General features: G+C 48.0%; 13 protein-coding genes. 4 read left to right on the top strand and 9 right to left on the bottom strand.

What is annotated here, in order from left to right; translation table 11 throughout:
* Positions 1-250: 250 nt before the first annotated feature.
* Both ACJJIZ_RS04930 and ACJJIZ_RS04925 read left to right on the top strand, forming a co-directional pair.
* A complete protein-coding gene (locus ACJJIZ_RS04930) occupies positions 251-2170 on the top strand; it encodes a VCBS domain-containing protein (protein ID WP_444915390.1) in 1920 nt (639 codons plus the stop codon).
* 31 nt (positions 2171-2201) lie between these two features.
* Complete coding sequence (locus tag ACJJIZ_RS04925; protein WP_444895935.1) at positions 2202-2501, top strand: hypothetical protein; 300 nt, start codon at positions 2202-2204, stop codon at positions 2499-2501.
* Positions 2502-2591: 90 nt separating this feature from the next.
* Here ACJJIZ_RS04925 and ACJJIZ_RS04920 read toward each other — a convergent pair whose 3' ends face one another.
* The 6 genes from ACJJIZ_RS04920 to ACJJIZ_RS04895 form a co-directional block, all read right to left on the bottom strand.
* Complete coding sequence (locus ACJJIZ_RS04920) at positions 2592-4103, bottom strand: tryptophan halogenase family protein (protein WP_444915389.1); 1512 nt, start codon at positions 4101-4103, stop codon at positions 2592-2594.
* Between the two features lie 134 nt (positions 4104-4237).
* On the bottom strand, positions 4238-7102 hold the full coding sequence (locus tag ACJJIZ_RS04915) for a TonB-dependent receptor (protein ID WP_444915388.1): 2865 nt from the start codon (positions 7100-7102) through the stop codon (positions 4238-4240).
* Positions 7103-7272: 170 nt separating this feature from the next.
* Positions 7273-8235, bottom strand: a complete 963-nt coding sequence (gene glk / locus ACJJIZ_RS04910) for a glucokinase (protein WP_444915387.1) — start codon at positions 8233-8235, stop codon at positions 7273-7275.
* A 191-nt stretch (positions 8236-8426) separates the two neighbouring features.
* Positions 8427-8735 carry a DUF1272 domain-containing protein gene (locus ACJJIZ_RS04905; protein WP_444915386.1) on the bottom strand — a complete coding sequence of 103 codons (309 nt, stop codon included), beginning with the start codon at positions 8733-8735 and terminating at the stop codon, positions 8427-8429.
* 329 nt (positions 8736-9064) lie between these two features.
* A complete protein-coding gene (locus tag ACJJIZ_RS04900) occupies positions 9065-9376 on the bottom strand; it encodes a cupin domain-containing protein (protein ID WP_444915385.1) in 312 nt (103 codons plus the stop codon).
* A 60-nt stretch (positions 9377-9436) separates the two neighbouring features.
* A complete protein-coding gene (locus tag ACJJIZ_RS04895; RefSeq protein WP_444915384.1) occupies positions 9437-9733 on the bottom strand; it encodes a hypothetical protein in 297 nt (98 codons plus the stop codon).
* Between the two features lie 352 nt (positions 9734-10085).
* Here ACJJIZ_RS04895 and ACJJIZ_RS04890 point away from each other — a divergent pair, with 352 nt between their 5' ends.
* A complete protein-coding gene (locus tag ACJJIZ_RS04890) occupies positions 10086-10679 on the top strand; it encodes a TetR/AcrR family transcriptional regulator (protein ID WP_444915383.1) in 594 nt (197 codons plus the stop codon).
* 69 nt (positions 10680-10748) lie between these two features.
* On the opposite strand, the gene ACJJIZ_RS04885 is transcribed toward ACJJIZ_RS04890, so the two are convergent.
* Genes ACJJIZ_RS04885 through ACJJIZ_RS04875 form a run of 3 tightly spaced genes read right to left on the bottom strand, consistent with a single transcriptional unit; the run spans position 10749 to position 15098 of the window.
* Positions 10749-11933 (bottom strand): hypothetical protein, encoded by a 1185-nt coding sequence (locus ACJJIZ_RS04885; RefSeq protein ID WP_444915382.1) that lies wholly within the window; start codon positions 11931-11933, stop codon positions 10749-10751.
* 11 nt (positions 11934-11944) lie between these two features.
* Positions 11945-12760 carry an outer membrane lipoprotein-sorting protein gene (locus tag ACJJIZ_RS04880; RefSeq protein WP_444915381.1) on the bottom strand — a complete coding sequence of 272 codons (816 nt, stop codon included), beginning with the start codon at positions 12758-12760 and terminating at the stop codon, positions 11945-11947.
* Positions 12741-15098, bottom strand: a complete 2358-nt coding sequence (locus tag ACJJIZ_RS04875; protein ID WP_444915380.1) for an efflux RND transporter permease subunit — start codon at positions 15096-15098, stop codon at positions 12741-12743. The genes ACJJIZ_RS04880 and ACJJIZ_RS04875 overlap by 20 nt, the downstream gene beginning before the upstream one ends.
* 727 nt (positions 15099-15825) lie before the next feature.
* On the opposite strand from ACJJIZ_RS04875, the gene ACJJIZ_RS04870 reads away from it, so the two are divergent.
* A complete protein-coding gene (locus tag ACJJIZ_RS04870; protein WP_444915379.1) occupies positions 15826-17127 on the top strand; it encodes a M20 family metallopeptidase in 1302 nt (433 codons plus the stop codon).
* Positions 17128-17185 lie beyond the last annotated feature (58 nt).

The following is a 17185-nucleotide window of genomic DNA, read 5'->3' as shown; positions in this document are numbered from 1 at the left end:
CCGCGTTCAACCTTCTTTTGCCAACAAGTTCCTAAACCACTCTTTTTCCTCACTTAAAAATCCCCAACTATTTTTCAGCCTGTTTTCTTTAATTTTATTGGCAAAAAATTCCTAGGTGCGATTGATAGCACCATTTTTTGCTCAAGTAAAAAATCAGCCTCAAAAGCAAGCCAACCATCACAGATTATGACTGACAGCTCTTTATACTCCGCGCCAATTATATTTGGTTTAACGGATCTATCGAGGCGATATGAGCTATTCACTGAAGTTACTCACAGCTATCAGTTTATCTGTATTTCTTACTGCTTGCGGTGGGGGCGGAAGCTCCGATGACAACGAATCTGACGACACTCCAGTAAGTAGCGATAGCGATTCAGGGGCAAACTCTGACGGCGATGATGACGATGGCAATACTGGCTCTGATGATGACGGCTCCAGCTCTGATGATGATGACAGTTCAGATTCGGATGACGACGACGGCGATGACTCCCCTAGCATAAGCGGTGACAGCGGCAGCGTCAGTGAAGATGTCGAGACAACGGTTTCAGGGCAACTGGTCGATAACTCAAACAGCAATCAAACCTTTGAATCCGGAAATTTTCAAGGGACTTACGGAGAGCTTGAAATATCCAGCGATGGCAGCTGGACCTATACCTTGGACACTGAACTATCCGATCCAATTGCTGGCTCAGAATTAGTGACCGACGCATTTAATATTGGTATCGGCTCCAGTGATTCAGAAGCCACTATATCCATTTCCATAACCGGTTACGACGATGCCTACTCGTTCAATCCCGCCAGCCCACTGGCCACTTTGATTGTTGAAGGTAAGGAATTTTCTTCAGGAACATTCCTTTTGGAGGATGTCGATGGCAATACTCCGGAGTTTGTCGAGGAAACTCTTAACGGATCCTACGGCGATTTCAAGTTATACAGCAACGGAGATTGGGAATACAGCCTGAATGATTCTGCAGACAGTTTAAAAAATGGTGAAACGACAGAAGATACCATTTCATTCCAACTTAGCGATGGCACTACTCAATCGATTACCTTCTCTGTCGTCACTTTAGAGCCTGATGAAAGCAGTATCGTATTCATTTTCATGAACTTCTCTGATGCTGTACCTACAGATACCACTAATATCTCTGATATTGCAGATATGGTCTTTAACGATGAAGACTCTCTCGACAATACCTACCTAAAGAATTCATTGGGACAACTAAAATTCCTGCGCCATCGCATCAGCGACAGCTCCCTGGAGCATTACTGCTATGGAGAAGGTAGCAATGAAGACAGCTCCATTGACTGTATCATTTACAACATTCCGGATAACCAAGACGGTGGCACTTTAAGTGTTGACGATGCGGCAGCCCGCTCCAGCCAGGGAGGAGAATATACAGACGGAGGATACACTTGGCGTGACAATGCAACAGAATGGGCGGAAACCAATTTAGTTGATAACAATAACAACCCTATCAACCTAAGCGACTGGCGCCACCGTGTTTACATCTACCCACCAAAGGCCAAGAGTGCTGGGCTGGTTGGGGCTGGTGTCGCCTCTGTTGGTGGTAAGTGGAGCATCGTTACCGCTTATACAGACCAGATAATAATGGGCCATGAACTTGGCCACAATATTGGACTCAGCCATGCCGGCAATGATGACAACAATGATGGCGATACCTTCGATAGTGGCGAAAGCGAGTATGGAACAGATGGGAGCTTTATGGGGAATGCCTGGACTTCGCGCTTATTTGGCAGTGGTCACCGAGAGTACATGGGCTGGTATGATTTATTCCCCGAATATACCCAAACGGTAACCCAGAACGCCGGCAGCACCGAAGAGGTGGAGATTGAGGCTATTGAGCTGACTGCGGGAGAGCTCTCAGGAAACCAGCCCCAGCAGCTGAAAGTTGAGAGTGCGGGTAGTCAGAATGGCGAAGACTACTACTACGTGAACTACCATGTAGGCCATGACATACTGAACCCATCGTCTCATATGGAAAATTCAGTATCCGTTCATTATCTCGATAATAGACTCTTTAACCATGTAGCAGAACTCAAGGAACCAGGAGATAGTTTTAGCGACTCAAATATTGGCTTAACCATTGAGTTTCAATCTATGGCCTCAGACAAACAGTCGGCCACTATCTTAGTCAGTTACAGTGATTAGACTATAAATCCATTACCGCAGGATAAATACTATGAAAAAGTTCATTCTAATAGCGTTTGCATTGAGCTTCTCCCTGTTTGTGCAAGCAGAGGAGATTGTAACTGGCACCTTGGAAGAAATTATCTCTGAAGATTTTGAAACGGGAAAATCCGAGCGTAAGTTTTCCCTGAAAGATGAGCAGACTGGCCGCTACTTTTTCCTGGATGCCGATGAGGCCAAGCTCAAAGGTATGAAATCTGGAGATCGGGTTAAAATTCGTGGTGAGCGTGGGGAAAAGCACATACTACGTATAAAAGAATCAGAGAAAATAGAAGTAAAGGATAGCGAATAGTCATTTATTAATTTAAAACGATTTACCTCCCTATCTGATTAAAGTGGAATAGTGCTCAGAGATAACCCGAGCACTATTCCAGATTTTCTTCTACCCCACCCTTAATTGATTTAACTGATCCATGTGCGGCATAAAGTTCAGAGCACAGCGGCGGTTAAAATCCTTGATTTCTTCCAATTTATATTTGTGTGCAAACTCATTACCTGGACGCAACTGTTCCTGCCCCGGGTAAATCCCCTTGCCAGTCAACAGGCAATTCCAGGATACATTCGGGAAATAGACATCCAGTTTTTGATCCAGTAGTTCATCAGTAATATTCTTGCCTGCCATCCAGGACATCAAGATTGAACGCAGGGAGGGAGATATCTTTTCATTAGTGCCATTGGCAATCCAATAATCCGTATCTGTTCTCGAACTAATACGGTAGTGACAGACGATATAGTCCCGCACCGCATCAAAACGAGCGCTGATACGATTATTAAAGTCATCCCTATACTTATCTGTATGATCACCATTGTTATAGGCCTCTATAAAGCGCACAACAGTCTCCTGAACCATATCCAGCGCCGTTGCCTCCAAAGGCTCAATAAAGCCTTGGGAGAGCCCCACCGCCAGGCAGTTCTTGGCCCAGTGTTGGGCAACCCGACCCACCTTGAAATTTAATCTACGCGCCTCGACATCACTGTCTAGCAAGCCCAAGTGAGCGCGAAATTCCGTTTCTGCCTTGTCATCGTCGACAAAGCGAGAGCTATAAACATAGCCGTTGCCATTGCGATTAGTCAGTGGGATTTTCCAGGCCCAGCCATATTTCATTGCAGTAGAAATAGTGTGCGGTGCATACTCCCTTGCTTGGTCCGTAGCAAATACAACCGCAGAATCGTTAAACAGACTCTCAGCGCTACTAATAAAAGGAACCTTCAAGGATTGTTGTATAAGACTTCCACGGAAGCCGGAACTGTCCACATACAGATCCGCTTTGAGAACCTCACCATCAGTAGTTTTCAGGTGATCAATATTTCCCTGTGCATCGAGCATGGCGCCAGCCACTGTCGCCACCTTATAGCGAACGCCTTTTTTTTCGGCAACACCCCGCAGGAACTGGCCCAATAAACCAGAATCAAAATGGTAACCATAGGCAATTTCAAAAGGGAAGTTTTCCGGTGCGACTGGAGATAATTTTTGTCGGATCATCTCTGTGGCCAGAAAGAAGTGGTCCGGGTGTCCCTCCAGGTCAACGCCTTTCCTGCGCAGGTAACTATTATGAAAAAATGCCGGGATAGTAAATTGGTCCGGCTGGCCGACAAAGGGATGAACATACTCGGTAAAGCCCGGTTTGACCGACCAATCCCTAAAGGTAATACCGACCTTGTAAGTAGCGTTACAAGCAGGCATCCACTCCGATTCGCTAACTCCTATAGTCTCCATAAAACCCTTTAGTGGCGGAGTTGATCCCTCCCCCACACCGATAATTCCAATATCCGGTGATTCCACCAGGGTGATTTCAAACCCTTTATTCTGCCAATGGGTCGCCATCAGATTGGCGGTTATCCAGCCAGCGGTACCCCCGCCAAGAATAATTATTTTTTTACATTGATTGCTCATGGCGACTCTCAAAAATTCGGCACCGCACTTATTTTCGGGCCATTTGACATTTCAAAAAAAACCGCCCGGCAAGCGTAGCTCAGCGGGCGGTCTCTTATCACATCTTCAGTTTACACCGAAAGAATCAGCGATACTTAGTAGCTATAGTTCAAGCCGAGGTAGAACTGACGTCCAAACTCAGTGTATTCACCGAGGACGCCATCTACTCCGTATGATTTCACATCAGCCTCATCCGTAAGATTGTTCGCTGAGAAAACCACATCGATACCATTATCAAATGCGTAGGATATCTGTGCATCGACAGTGGTATAGGCTTGCGCTTCCACTGGTGTGGAGCTACCTGGTACCGGCATATTCAGGATAAATTCATCCCGATAGCGAACATTGACGTGGGAGCTGAAATTACCAATATCCCAGAATACTGTAGTGCTCCAGACATTTTCAGAGAGGCCCGGCAACGGCAGGTTTTCACCATAGAGGTTACCGCCACTCACTTCGGTTTCACTCTCAGTATATGAATAGCTGGCGGTCATACCCAAGCCAGCCCAAATACCTGGCAGCTGATCAAAGGTTTTGGTACCCGCAAGCTCGATGCCTCGAATATAACCCCCCTTGTCGTTGTTCACGTAAGTCTCAAAAGCGCCGGCTTCCAGACCAACGGGAATTTCAATGCCAAGGGAATCAAACAGTGCCGTTCGATCTGCCTGGCTGTCCAAGTAGATATACTGCTTTTCTACCAGACTTTCGATATCTTTCCAGAAAATGGCTGCAGTTACCGCGCCGCCATCTTCGAAATAGTGCTCGTAAGCCAGGTCAAACTGGTTTGCACGGAAAGGATCGAGGTAGGGAGACCCCTTGGTCCAAACGTTGTACTCCGTAGCGCCATCGTTGTTAACACTGTTCCAGGAGCCAGCGCCGCCCTTCAGCTGCCCAACCGGCGGACGGCCCATCACTTTAGCTGCAGCAAAGCGAATGTAGTCCTGCTCGGTCAGCTCAAAGTTCAAGTTAAGGGAAGGCAGGGTGTCTGTGTATTCGGGGCCGTACTCAACATAGTCGTAGCTATCTGAAGTTACACCCACGTCATCAGTAATTTCGATACCATTGCCAGCACCCACATTTTGGATACCGCTGGACTTCACATCGGTTTCAACAACCCGTACACCGAAATTACCAGTTACTGGAATACTACCCAACTGGGTTTCAATATTGGCCATCAGGTAGTAGGCAAAAACTTCCTCTTTCACAGCACCGGACTCAACGAAAGTCCAGTCCTGGCTAAATACCTTTTTACCTTCGTAATTACCGGCACCAAAAATACTGGAAGCCAGGGCATCCATATCGTTGACTACGAATTGTGGTATCCCATTGGTAGATTCAATGCTGACATAGCCGTCCAGTAGTTGCGGCTCACAATCGATGTCGGACAGGTTATCCGCACAGTAGTCATTGAATTGACCATCGCGGCTACCGTACAGGAAAGCACCACGTTCAGAATCGAAAGTACGCTCAGAGACACGGAATCCAGTCTCTATAGAGGCAATGGCTCGCCACTCCAAGTCAAACTTGTAATCGAACTTGAAGGCTTCAACTTTATCTGTGTACTCGTGGGGGTACTCTTCATAGCGCGACAAACGCATGGTATCCAGATCGGTGAAATCTACACCGGAGAAAACGCCTGAGGGAATACCATCACCATTAAGGGAATAGGCAAAGCTCTGCCCAGCAGCTTCTTCCCAGGTCTCTAAGTTCCCATTGTCATCGTAGGTCAGGTCGTAAGCGTGCATGGATACAATCTGATCCTTGCGCGTCTTGGTGCCCTTACTATAGGAGTAGTCAACGGCCAGGGTATGGCGGTCACCAAAATTCCACTCCAGGTTCAGGCCAATACTATCGCTGTCCGCCTGAGTTGATTGATCCTCAGAGCGGGATTCAAACCAGGGGCTGGAATCGTAAACAGTTTTTGGATCGGTAATAATTACCGTTCCATCGGTAACCACTCCGCCGTTTACTTCCGTATCGGAAAGGGTATACATGTCTGTATTGGCCAGCCCACCAACCGTAATACCGTGGCGAGTATCCACACGCTCAAAGTCAGATTTGAAGTAATCCAACTGGGCCTTGAAACCATCGGTAGGCTCAAAAACGACGCTAGCCAGGTAACCATTGCGGGTATCGGTACCATCACCTGACTGCCATTGGAATGCGCGCGGCAAAGCATCTGCGCTGCCGTCACCATCGTAATCGCTTGCCGGCGGTTCATAACCGATCTGGGCGTCTGCACCTGTGCGGGACTTTACAAAGCTATTCGGCTGCTCAAGGTGGGAATAACCCAGGGCGACGCCCACCTTGTCATCCATAAATTTACCCATGTACGACAGCGTGACACGCTCACCGAACTCGTCGGCACCGACGTCGTCTGCTGCGTCGTTAAACGACATACGCACATTGGCATTAAAGTTGTGTTCTTTCTCGGCGTCGAGAGGATTGGCTGTTTTCAGCTCTACAGAGCCCGCTACACCACCTTCGATATGAGAGGCTTTCGGAGTCTTGTAGACCGCGGCCTGATTAATCAGCTCAGCTGGGTACTGGTCAAAAGATATCCAGCGAGTACTTTCGGTATAACCACTGGTAGAGGCCTGCTCACGACCATTCAGGGTGGTCTGCAGGAAGTCACCGTTCATACCGCGGATATTTAGCTGTGAGGACTGACCGTTGGATCGCACGGTGGTTACGCCGGGCAGACGGCCCAGGGCATCAGCGATTGATTGGTCGGGAAGAGATGACAGAGCGCCCGCATCTACCACATCGGCCACAACATCGGCGGCGCGCTTGGCTTCAACGGAGTCCAAAACGCTGGTGCGAATACCGGTAACTGTTACTTCTTCCAGTGTTTCCTGCTCCTGCGCATAGGCCCCAACCGAGGTGGACACGGAGGCCGCGATGGCAGCAGATAGCAAAGTGGGTCTGAGCGCCCCTTTACCTTTATTGGATAGACTCATCATCTTCTCCCTGGACTTATCGTTATGTTGAGACCCTGCATCCTAGGGCGGCCCCTAATCCATAACATCCTCCCCCGAGGGGGGAGGAGACGGGAAAAAGTGTGAGATCAATCACAGGTGTAATTTAATACACGTTTGTCAGGCCATAACCCAACAAAAGTACCGAGTAATTACCCCTCAAGCTGTACTGCAGCGCCAATCAGAGCCTGATAACCCGCATTCAACGCGTATACCGGAACGGCCTCCATCCATTGAGCAACACGCCCTTTCGTCAGGAAACGCTGCTCAAACTCGCTCTCAGGTAGCAGTTCAGCGATCCTGGGCAGTATACCACCGCCCAAAAATACTCCGCCACGGGCGCCCATATACAAGGCCGCATCCCCGGCCGCACTGCCGAGAAAATTGAGGAAATCTATCAGAGCTTCACGGCACAGCGGATCTGAACCCTCAAGGCCTCGGGCGCTGATATCGGGGGGCGTCAGGTCCTCAGCGGTCTCTCCGTTCAGCTCGCAAACTGCGCGATAGAGATTAACCAGCCCATTGCCCGACAAAACCCATTCGTTGAAAACAGGTAACTGGGTTTTCATCAGGATTTGCAGCAACTGCAATTCACGCTCAGTGGAGACAGTCAGGTTGGCATGCCCACCCTCTCCCGCCAGCACATGGTATCGGCCATCGGCTTCAGCCAGTCCGGCAACACCGAGGCCGGTTCCGGGACCGAGCACCGCCATAGGGGCACCTGCCTGCCGGGGAGTATCGCGCAATACCTGGTAATCTGATTCGGCCAGACGGGGCAGAGACTGAGCCAAGGCTGCAAAATCATTAATCAGCTCTAGGTGGGGAAAGCTAAACTCTTGCGCCAGCTCCCCGGCGTCAATAGTCCAGCCCAGATTGGTCATAAAAACCTTTCCACCTGTTGGAGTCATCTCCAGCGGACCGGCTGCTGCAATACACGCCTTTTCCGGGCGCGGCTGGTTTAACCCATCGAGCCAGTGCTGTAGTGCTGCATCAAATCCCTCGAAGCGTTGGCAATCAACGACTTTGAGTTCTTCCAGCTGGTAACCCTCTGCTACAGGCTTGGCGATGGCAAATCGGGCGTTGGTCCCACCGATATCCGCTACGATACTCGTCATAGTTATCCTTCTAACTTCCCCCTAAAAAAGGCGATATAACTTAAGGCGTCAGGCAAAATATTGCCAGCCCCAAAGCTTACTACAGAGGACAACTCACCCTATAAAGAAACCGCATAACCCCATATATAACCCAGATAAACTCGATAAACCTCGCAACAGAAAACCAAACTGCAACTTTCAGTCACTTTATTTTAGCGATCAGCGGGGGGGATATTTTTCACGCTATCAGTAAACGAGCAGATTTCATCTTTGTTAAATCGGGTATTGACTCGCTTCTGTGAGGCCGGTTGATAGCTAATACCCACACCGCTACGCCGCGCAACCTGGGGCCGAATGGGACGGGGGCAAAAATTACCGCCACAGTTAGGGCAGACGTTACTGAGTAATGTATCGACGCAGGGCTGGCAGAAAGTACATTCGTAAGTACATATCATCGCCTCTTCCGAGTTTGGCGGTAGGTCTTTATCGCAATTCTCACAGTTCGGCCTTAACTCCAGCATCCCAGTTCCCTCCTTGTTCGCTAAATAATTTTTTGAAGTTTATTAGTCTTAATTTCTCGCTCAACCTCCCTACACAAAGGAAGTTATCCCAACAAAAAATGACTACATAAAATCTGTATAAACTTTATATATGGAAGATTAAATAGCTTTTCATATTAACGACTTACTCTCTCTAATAGTGGTATTAAAATGACAGTAAATCGACAAATTCCGACATGATCCACTGTTACAAAATCAACATTGCAAAATGCTTATCCAAACCATCAAATTGATGACTATCTCTTGATAAGATAACCACATTAATTAATTTCTAAGAAAGGAAAACCAACTTAGACACTTCCCTCAGATTCCACAACCAGAATGCGAGCCTCACCAACAGGATGAGCTACATGTTCCGTGCCCTCAGAAGCGTGGAATATATCACCAGGTCCAAGAAGTTCCGATTCGGTTCTACCTGCCACTTTGTAAAACATTTCTACATGACCATCGAGAACAGCGAAGACTTCCTGGCCATCATTGATATGCCAAATATAAGGTTTATTAGTCCAATGCAGTTTAGTGGTAATCCCGTTCATGTTTGCGATAAGTTGCGATTCCCAGGGCTTACTACCGGTAAAATCTCTGCTACGCACTACTCTCATAATGTTTATTCCAATATCGCTTTATAAAATTTCCGGAACCATCATTTAAAGAGTCGGTAACTATAAGGCGGATTCTTCAGGCGCAGGGGAAGTCATGACACCATTTTCATCAGCCTTTTTTTCTGCGAGCTCATCAACTCGCCTCACCCCAAAAGTCACCGTTGGTGGAATTCCCATCCCCAGATCGATGTCCGCAACACGATAATTGCATCCCCTGGCTTTGAGAATGGCATTCACCTTCTCCTGTTTCTCAACCGCTTTGATAACGGTATTGGCTATTACTTCATCACTGCTAAAAGCGGTTACGGACTCATTGACCCTTTCACCGAGTTCCTTGGCTTTTTCAAAAATACCCATAATTTCCTATTCCTTCTCTATTCATTCGCGGCCGAAATCATAGGTTAAATATCTATTTTTAGGAACCGCAAACAGGTAGCCCTGACTCCACCTCGAGGCAACAACAATCAAGGGTTAAGACGAGCTGGTCACTTACAGCAGAGGCTTTGAGTACCCAGTAAAAAGGGGCCCATTAGTCAGCACCAGGCCTTTGTACAAAATAAGCTGACCACCTATTCATGAACCGGCAAATCCGCTGGATTATTCATGCCAAAACCTATTTACCCCTATAATTTCGAGACGCTCCCCCTCTCGTCTTGCCCACCCCAGATTGATGTGTCACTATCATTTTTTTGAGGTTTGGTAACGATAAATGAGTGGGCGCAAGCAGTTCGATGAGTCACAAGTACTAGACAAGGCCATGCGCGTTTTCTGGGAAAAAGGCTACAAAGCAACTTCCTTGTCGGATCTTGAATCGGCCATGGGACTGAACAAATCCAGCATCTACAACACCTTCCAAAGCAAGGAAGGGTTGTATGGCCGCTGTCTGGAACATTTCCACACCCAATACGCCTGCGATGCTATGGATACCTTGAACCACCCGGACTTCCGCACAGCTATGGGCGGCTTCCTGGAAATGCTTCAGTCAGGTCTGGAGAGCTCTGAAACTCCTGAAGGCTGTATCGCTACTATGGCAGCTATGGAGGTGGGTGCCAGTGAAGGATTTCTCGCTGACCTGGTAGCCAAGGGTACCAATGATATGCTGAACCGGATCGAAACCCGTATGCAAAAGGCTATTGACGATGGCCAATTGCAGGCCGGTGTCGATTGTGCCGCCCTCGCCGCGATGGTTATGGCGGTAAGCCGAGGCGTAGTGGCCCTGAATAAAGGCACGGGCAGTACCACAGCAGGCAAAAACAGTTACCAACAGCTATCCACAATTCTGGACCAATATACACTTCCCTAAAAAAAGCCCACCCCAAAACTTCTTGCCTCTTTGGGGTGGGAATGGGGGTATTCCTGTGAGAATTAACTTTTAAAAATAGCGACGTAATTCCAACTGAAAATAGTCGTCGTTGCGCAAATTGTAGGTAGGGTCTTCTTCATCGGCATTACCGAAAAAACGCGCCTCTGCTTCCATTAACCAGCGGTCATTTAGTCGGTGGGTCAGTTCCAGATTGGAAAAACGACTACCGTTATCCAAATCGGTACTTACGGCAAATAAAAGCTCCGTATCCTGGGTATTATTTAGGGCGTATCGCGCACCTATCGCAATGTCATTTTGACTGGCCGTAGACCAAGGTCCGGTACGATCATCAAATTGATACTCCATTAATACCCCAAGATCTGAGACCGTTTCGCCAATACCATAAAATGTATATTCGAAACCGCCGACAGCTGCTGTCTGTCGATCTTCACCGCGAGGTTTAAATGAAATAGCTTCAAACTTCCACAACCAATCTCCACGGGTAGTTTGGATGTCCACACCCGTCTGATCGATCTGTGCATAGTAAGGCGCAAGCAAGCCATCTTCCGTAAGCAATAATAATGGATCCCGATTAGTGCCGGAAAAATGGCTGAGGCCCAGGTCCCAATCTCCAAGTACATGGCTGTAACGCAAGGCCCAATCTATGTGCTTCTCCTCCCGGTCAGATTGATAGACCGCAGCATCCTCATCCACCGGCAGCGGAGCACGTAATCGCCCTTCCCGGCCAGCAAACTGACGCTCACGAAAACCCAGTAAACCGTACACCTCCAGTGTTCCCCAATCACGCTCCATCAGGAGGTTAATCATGGGTTGGCCAAGCTTGTCTTCACCATCGATATTTTCCAATGCATCATCCTGGTTAATCACATCCACCAAATGCACGGTTTCAGTAACTCCCCAAAATACTTTGCGCACCCCGGCGTAAAGCTCGAAACTATCGTAAGCTTTCCACCAGTAAAGCTCGCCGAGATCCGCGTGATTGCGATCGCTATCCTCACTGTCCCAGCGCCCAAAGACACTGGCCACAACACGCTGGTTTCCATCGTCAAAATCCCGGTAGTACTCGAGATTTAAAGACGCAGAAAGACCGGCATCACTTTGTGCTGAATCCAAAGGATCTGCGGTGAATGCGCGGGCCTCCAGGCCCGCATAACCGCTCAACTCATTTGCTCCAGCCATATGACTCAACGCCGCCAATAGTGGCAACAAAGTGAGTATTTTTCGGTTAACCATGGGCGCAATCCCTATTTCGCCCTGGAGAGACTATTCTTGGTGAAGTCGCGATCGGTAAAACCATTGCCAAGTACCCAGTCACCGTACAACAACTCTGTGGATTTACCGGTCTGGTGATTAACCATTTCCATTTTATTGGCTCGCCAGTATTGATCGCCGTACTGGTTGTAGTCGGAAATCGTGAGGGTCTTCATCAGGTCCCCTTTTCGATCATAGTAATCCGTTCTCCATGCGCGGTACTCCTCTGTATCAACCCAAAGGTGTTGAATGGAATAACCGGATTTAGGATCAACCGGGTCCAGCTCCAGAACAAAGTGATCGCGGCCATCGAAAGACTCGTTGCGCAAATATTTGTAGGTGTATTTCTCCACCTCCTGTGAGGCGATATCTTCATAGGAGAATTCACTACCCATAAATGGTCCAGACTTGTTACTGGAGGAAATACGCTTTACTCGCTTTAAAGCAGGCAAATAGAGCCACTGGTCATCGGAGCCCACTTTATGAGTAAAGGACAAAAATGCTGTGCCCTTTACATCCCGAGGGTTGTCAAAAATCACCAGGGATTTATCTCCGTCATTTTCCTGCTCCAGAGTTTTAGTGCGCATAGCCCGCACACTCTCCTCACCATATTTATTGCGCAGGGTCATTGTAAGACTGTTGCTGAGATCGCCGAATCCCAAGTCGCGACGGTCCGCCTCCTTGGCAATTTCCAGACCTTTTTCTGCGGCCAGGTCCAGTTCACTGGCAGAAACAGAGAAAGCTGCCAGAGCCAGGGCACCTGCTAGGGCCCGCGTCAAAAACTGTTTTTTAGAGCGGCTGGGTTGCATAGTTTTGCTCCTTATTTTCAATAGAGGTAATAGCGGGGTCGTATGCCTTGGCATCGAGCTTCATCAAGAGAATCGGAAGAAGTAGGAAATCCGCCAGCAAGGCCATCAAAATGCAAATTGCGGTCAGAAGTGCCATGGAGGAATTCATACCGAAGGAGGACTGGGCCAACACCATAAATCCGGCAATCAGAATGACTGAGGTAACAACTATCGCTACCCCCACTGAAGAGAAGGCGTAACGCAGTCCGTCCTCCACGTTGTAGCCTGCACGGCGCTGGCGCAGGTATTTACTGAGGAAGTGTACTGTATCATCGACCACAATACCCAGTGCCATACCGGTCACCATAGTGACAGCCACATTGACTTCAGCTACCAGTGCACCCCAGAGGCCAAATGCCAGGCCGGCCGGCAACAAGTTGGGAATTAAGCTTAAGAAACCGAGTTTGACACTGCGCAGGGCAATACCAATCAGTGCAGAAATTAACACCAGCGCAACCAGAGTGCCCACCAACATGCCCTCCATATTACGCTCGGCAATATTGGCAAACATGATCGCCGGACCTACACCATAAGCGGTTACACCAATGTTTTTCTCCAGCCAATTACTGCCGGCATCCGCCACCATTTTGAGCTCTTTCGACTTGAGATTATCGAGAGTCACAATAATCTGCGTCGATGACTTAGCCACATTCAGCTGATTATTTAAATCCAAGCCATAGGGGAGAGATAGCTCGTACAGTAACAAATACTGGGCTGCCAATTCCTGGTCTTCAGGCAACCTGTAATAGGCCGGATCGTCAGCATGCAGATTTTTATTTAACCGCTTGAACGTATCGCCAATGGTATTGACATGGCGCACACCGGGCTGGGTTTGCATCCACTCAGTGAAACGCTCCAGATTGGCAAGAAATTCCGGATTGCTGACACCATTGTTGTCACTGGATTCAATCGAGTAAATCAGCTGGTAAATACCAGAGAGGTTGTCATTGATATAATCTGAATCGGTTCGGAATTCCACAGATTCATCAAAGTAACCAACAAAGTCATCATTAATCTCATTGTTTGGAATCATTGCCAATAATCCCAACGAGACAATGACTCCCGCCAGTAATATCGGGCGCTGACGGCGAATCACAAAATCTCCCAGAATATCCATGGAGCGTCCAATTTTGGATTCACTGGCGCGACTCTTGGCTGGCAGTATCGCCATCAATGCAGGCAGTAAGGTAACCGATAAGAAGAAGGCCACCATCACACCCATAGCGGTAATATTACCCAGATCGTGGAAGGGAGGCGCATCGGAAAAGTTCATCGACAGGAAGCCAATGGCGGTAGTGATAGAAGTGAGGAACACAGGCCCCATGTTGAGCTGCAAGCTCTCTTTAATTGCATCGTGCTTGCTGAGGCCACGGCGCATTGCAGCGAACAAACTCACCAATATATGTATCGAATCCGCCACTGCGAGAGTCATAATAATGGTGGGCGCAGAAGCGGAGGGCGGTGTCAATTTAACACCTATAAAACCGGCCAAACCCATGCCTGCAGCCATGGAGAAGACGATAACCAACAGCGCTGCAAAAGTCGCACTGAAGCTCCGCACCAACAAAAATACAACTGCAATAATCACCAGGTACATGAGCGGAACTAAAGTGCTCATATCTGACTGAGAGGCTTCAAAAAATGCATTACTCAGTAAAATAATACCGGTCGCATAAACCTCTACATCGTATTTTGCCTCAATCTCTTCCATCAATGCCTGTGCAGCTTCAGCCGCTTCAGGGGTTTCATGCATGGATTTTTGTGGAAGCTGGAAGGTGATATTTATCCCTGTAACCGAGCCATCACTATTTACCAGGCGCTCCTTCAAGGTGGGATCTGCCAGTGCTACAGCCTTGATAGAGGCCAAGGTTTCTGCATCTAAATTGCTGGCATTTTCCACCAAGTCCTGTACCAGGAGGTCATCTTCCTCGGCAATGGTGTGCTGGAAGTTGGTGATTGAATCCACCCGCAGCGCATAGGGTAACAACCAGGATTTCTCGGTCATCTCCTCTACGGCTGCCAGGGCATCATTGGAAAAGGCATTGCCATCTTTAGGCACTACCGCAAACAGAATATTGTCATTCTTAGTGTAAGTGCGCTGGATTTGCTCATAAGCTTGTAGTTGAGGATTAGCTTCACTAAAGAATGCCCGGTAATCATTGTTGAAACCCAGGAATCTTGCTCCGCTTACCGCAAAGAAGGCTAACAGTAGTGCGCCAATGGCTACCAGCCATCGATATCGAATAAGCCAATCCGCATAACGGCTGACCCAATTCGAAGGTAATTGGGGGGATGACATGAAATCAGCTCCTTCAAACAACTTGATAGAAAAATAATTAATCAACAACCTAAGCAAATGGGTATTTACTTACGGCCACAGAATCCCGTAGTAGCCAATATAAGATCAGCCACAAAATTTGATAAAAAGGCACACTAATGCCATCAGCCAAACCGTAAATATGGCCGAGACATCAATAAAAAGTTATCGCTTTTGGCGCTATAAGAACCACTTCTTTGTAATTAATGGTAGCCAACTATCAGGAAAAGCTTACCTTTCCCCAACACAGGGGCGACCACGAGAGAGCTATCGAGTTAAGAGAATACCTAATTTACAGTGTCGTAAATCTAACAATAAATATAATAATTATTTATATATGCCTGAGACATACAGATATATTAGTAACCTGCCTATTATTATCACTATAAATTAACCCGTTAATTATCCTCTAAGAAATAATTAGAGGGCTCGACAAGTTAAACATCTCTAATTATTTCCAACCTATGACCTATCAGTATAACTTTCTGTGCCACTCAGTCTCGTGAAAACCTTGAGAGCCTCCTGCAACCCTCATTGTTCTGTGGTTATAGCTCTTTCCACAACCTATGCAGAACATCTTGAACCGTTCGGTTCATCATGTCAACAGCGGAAACTGAAAATATATAAAGGCAAGCCAGCTCGAGGGAGTCGGTTACGCAAAATCTGGGGTAGAATCGGCCGACGATAATGAGAATGAAGGAATTGTGCTGTGAAAAAACTGCTCCTGCCCATCGCAATCGGTGCATCGCTGCTAGCTACCCATGCTTCTGCAAGCGACCCTAAGCCTCAGCAATTGCTGGAAAACACTGAGTCCAAAGTGATTGAGTGGCGCCGCCACCTGCACCAGAACCCAGAACTGGGCAATCGCGAATTTGAAACAGCCAAATATATTGAAAAACACTTACGTGCACTGGGCCTTGAAGTGGAAACCGGTATCGCCCATACCGGCCTTGTGGGCTTTTTGAGGGGCGGAAAACCGGGACCAACTGTTGCCTTGCGCGCGGACATGGACGCTCTGCCAGTCACCGAGAGAACCGATGTGCCCTTCGCTTCCAAAGCGAGAACCACTTACCAAGGTAAAGATGTTGGCGTTATGCATGCCTGTGGCCACGATACCCATGTGGCCATGCTGATGGGCACTGCCGAGGTCCTGGCAGGCCTTCGCGATGAGCTGGCTGGAAACGTCTTGTTTATATTCCAGCCCGCAGAAGAAGGCGCACCGGACAATGAAGAAGGTGGCGCGGAGTTGATGCTCAAAGAAGGGATCTTCAAGAAGTACAAGCCGGATGTGGCCTTTGGCCAGCATGTCACTTCATCACTACCCACCGGCGTCATCGGCTATCGCTCGGGCCCGCTTATGGCCGCTGCCGATGAATTCCGTATTACCATCAATGGCCGCCAAACCCATGGCTCACGCCCCTGGGGTGGAGTGGACCCTATTGTCGCCGCGGCACAAGTCATAATGGGCACCCAAGCCATTGTCAGCCGCCAGATCGACATCACCAAAGAGCCTGCAGTCGTTTCCTTCGGACGTATTGACGGTGGTGTCCGTAACAATATCATTCCCGATAGTGTCTATCTGAATGGCACCATCCGTAATTTTGATATGGATAACCGTGCAGAAATTTTCAAACGCTTAAAAACCACTGCGGAGTTAATTGCTGAAAGCTCCGGTGCAAGTGCAGATGTGGAGATTCTGGAGGGCTACCCGGTAACGATAAATAATGCAGAGCTTACAGAAATGGCCCTGCCTATTCTGAGATCTGCTGTCGGCGACAAGAATGTTATAGAAGTACCCAAAATCACGGGGGCAGAAGACTTCTCCTACTACGCCAATGAGGTCCCTGGCTTTTTCTACTTCCTGGGAGTAACTCCTAGGGATCAGGATGCCAGCCAAGCTCCAAGCAACCACTCACCGCTTTTCTATGTGGATGAAGACGCTTTGCGCAAGGGTACTGAAGCGCTGACTCTGTTAACTTTGGATTATATGGCAAACTATAAAAAACAGTAATTGTAAAAAGAGCCTCATTTTGAGGCTCTTTTTTAGATGCTTGTTACTCTTAAAACTC

This window comes from Microbulbifer maximicatervae (SeqCode) (genome assembly GCF_052467225.1).
Note: the sequence above shows the minus strand (reverse complement) of the source record. Positions and strands in the feature narration are given on the sequence as shown.

Excerpts from the sequence above, each read along its gene's own strand:
- ACJJIZ_RS04930 (WP_444915390.1), top strand. The coding sequence starts at position 251 with ATGAGCTATTCACTGAAGTTACTCACAGCTATCAGTTTATCTGTATTT.
- ACJJIZ_RS04875 (WP_444915380.1), bottom strand. The coding sequence starts at position 15,098 with ATGTCATCCCCCCAATTACCTTCGAATTGGGTCAGCCGTTATGCGGAT.
- ACJJIZ_RS04890 (WP_444915383.1), top strand. The coding sequence starts at position 10,086 with ATGAGTGGGCGCAAGCAGTTCGATGAGTCACAAGTACTAGACAAGGCC.
- ACJJIZ_RS04885 (WP_444915382.1), bottom strand. The coding sequence starts at position 11,933 with ATGGTTAACCGAAAAATACTCACTTTGTTGCCACTATTGGCGGCGTTG.
- ACJJIZ_RS04925 (WP_444895935.1), top strand. The coding sequence starts at position 2,202 with ATGAAAAAGTTCATTCTAATAGCGTTTGCATTGAGCTTCTCCCTGTTT.
- ACJJIZ_RS04900 (WP_444915385.1), bottom strand. The coding sequence starts at position 9,376 with ATGAGAGTAGTGCGTAGCAGAGATTTTACCGGTAGTAAGCCCTGGGAA.
- ACJJIZ_RS04880 (WP_444915381.1), bottom strand. The coding sequence starts at position 12,760 with ATGCAACCCAGCCGCTCTAAAAAACAGTTTTTGACGCGGGCCCTAGCA.
- ACJJIZ_RS04905 (WP_444915386.1), bottom strand. The coding sequence starts at position 8,735 with ATGCTGGAGTTAAGGCCGAACTGTGAGAATTGCGATAAAGACCTACCG.
- ACJJIZ_RS04920 (WP_444915389.1), bottom strand. The coding sequence starts at position 4,103 with ATGAGCAATCAATGTAAAAAAATAATTATTCTTGGCGGGGGTACCGCT.
- ACJJIZ_RS04915 (WP_444915388.1), bottom strand. The coding sequence starts at position 7,102 with ATGAGTCTATCCAATAAAGGTAAAGGGGCGCTCAGACCCACTTTGCTA.
- ACJJIZ_RS04895 (WP_444915384.1), bottom strand. The coding sequence starts at position 9,733 with ATGGGTATTTTTGAAAAAGCCAAGGAACTCGGTGAAAGGGTCAATGAG.
- glk (WP_444915387.1), bottom strand. The coding sequence starts at position 8,235 with ATGACGAGTATCGTAGCGGATATCGGTGGGACCAACGCCCGATTTGCC.